The sequence below is a fragment of the Streptomyces sp. AK010 genome, assembly GCF_014207295.1.
Lineage (GTDB): Bacteria > Actinomycetota > Actinomycetes > Streptomycetales > Streptomycetaceae > Streptomyces > Streptomyces massasporeus.
This window is the reverse complement of record NZ_JACHCX010000068.1, coordinates 1-1,665: the sequence shown is the minus strand read 5'-3', so window position 1 is coordinate 1,665 and position 1,665 is coordinate 1. Positions and strand designations below refer to the sequence as shown.

Sequence of the window (1,665 nt, the reverse complement as noted above, 5' to 3'; positions counted from 1 at the left end):
CCTCCTGCGCCGACGGCGACAACTGCCGCGCGTCCCCCACCAGTTCACTCACGCAGGGATCAACGACCCAGAACACCTACCGTTTCGGATCAATATCCGGCGCCGCTTATTTCTACGGTCTTGACTCTCATGGTCACCATGGTTGTGGTCACGCATAAGACTTTTGCGCGGGCGCGGAAGCTCTGCACGCAGACTTGTATTGACGTGCAGGCTCTGCTTTGGGCAATGGACGAGCTCGATGATGCGAAAAGGCGGGACAAGCCGGCGAGCGGACTGACGGATTGGCGGCGCTGGCGACGCAGCCGTCAGGCGACGGGCGCAAAGCACGCTGATAAGCAGATGGCGGCTCACCAGAGTTGGCACACTCTCAAGCTCGACCTCTGTACCACCGTAGACAGCGGCTACCGCCTGTTCGGGCTGCCGCTCCTTACCCAGGGTGAGGTGGACGAGTTGGAGAGAGAGGTGCTGGCTGAGATCGAAGCCGCCGGTCCCACGGACGCTGCCTCGACGCGTAAGAACCTGCACGCCATCCTGAAAGCGTGTGCTGGACGCATCGACGTCTTGGCCTAGCTCCATGCATCGGCGCCCCTTCCCGATGGCCTCCCTCACTTGCCTGCGGAAGCCGGACAGGACTACAGAGTCGATCACGTCACCTCGCCCCTCGAATACTGCAGGGTTGGAACACCGGCTCTTCCCCAGTCCGGCACGGCCTCGTAGCCGGGCCACGGTGCCACGGCCTGGGGCGGGATCCCGGTCTCCTCGTGCAGCTCCCGCAGCGCTGCTGCTGCCAGGGACTCGGCGACGGGCTCGGTGTGTCCGCCAGGGGCGAGGACCTTCCCGCTCGCCAGGTGCAGCACGTGCAGGACGCGGCCGAGGGGGTCGACGACGATCGCGCCGCAGGTGACGTGTCCGGTGAAGGTGGTCCGGCTGGTGATGTCGGTGGGACGGTCGAGGGCGTCCAGGAGGCCGCCGAGCTGTTCTCGCTCGTGAGGGTGGCGAGCAACGTAGGTCTCGACGGTGGTGCGGATGTGGTGGTGCGACAGCGGCATGGGGCTACCTCAGATGCGTGTCGGCCTGTAGCCACGGTGCGGACACGGAGCTGATCACCCGGCCATCGGGCGCGTGGCGGGTGGGGATGATGTCGTTGGCGTACGCCTCTTCCACAGCGACGTCGGGAGCGAAGACGTGCCGGGGCAAGGTGCGGAAGGCGCGCTCGACAGCGGCGGTGCGGATGTGGTTGTCGGTGTGGAGCTGCTCGACGAGCTGGTGGCGAAGCTCGCTCACGTCACTGACTTCCGTAGCCGGTGGAGTCGTCACGGCATTCCTTCGGGGGCTAGTTGGGCGGGTTCGGACGTGGAGCGGAGGGAGAATCGGGAGCGGCCCTGTGTCTCTGCCTGGCAGAACGGTGGCCTCGCACGGGCCGGGTGATCAGGGGGTGTCGCCGCTCATCCGGCGCTGCAGCTCCCACAGGGTCCGGAAGAGACCTGGCTGCTGGGTGAGCTGGGCGTATGTGCCTTCCTGGACGATCCGCCCTTGGTCCAGGACCACGATCCGGTCGGCGACGGCCACGTTCTCTGGGGGTTCCCCGGCTGTGGCGTGACGTCGTACGGAGCCTGCTCGTTGGGGAGGTTGCGACGGTTCTCAGGGGGTGCGGCTCTGCGGTGG

General features: G+C 66.5%; 4 protein-coding genes. 1 reads left to right on the top strand and 3 read right to left on the bottom strand.

The features are described from left to right. Positions 1-225 precede the first annotated feature (225 nt). Positions 226-570, top strand: coding sequence for a hypothetical protein (locus HDC93_RS37600; RefSeq protein WP_185015248.1), 345 nt, complete (start codon positions 226-228; stop codon positions 568-570). 74 nt (positions 571-644) lie between these two features. Here the strand turns inward: HDC93_RS37600 and HDC93_RS37595 are convergent, their stop codons facing one another. From HDC93_RS37595 to HDC93_RS37585, 3 genes are all read right to left on the bottom strand, one after another. Continuing rightward, complete coding sequence (locus HDC93_RS37595) at positions 645-1,049, bottom strand: NUDIX domain-containing protein (protein WP_260420020.1); 405 nt, start codon at positions 1,047-1,049, stop codon at positions 645-647. Between the two features lie 4 nt (positions 1,050-1,053). Further along, positions 1,054-1,284 carry a hypothetical protein gene (locus HDC93_RS39535; RefSeq protein WP_185015247.1) on the bottom strand — a complete coding sequence of 77 codons (231 nt, stop codon included), beginning with the start codon at positions 1,282-1,284 and terminating at the stop codon, positions 1,054-1,056. A gap of 144 nt (positions 1,285-1,428) precedes the next feature. Continuing rightward, entirely contained in the window at positions 1,429-1,569 is a 141-nt protein-coding gene (locus tag HDC93_RS37585) for a hypothetical protein (protein ID WP_185015246.1), read from the bottom strand. Positions 1,570-1,665: the final 96 nt, after the last annotated feature.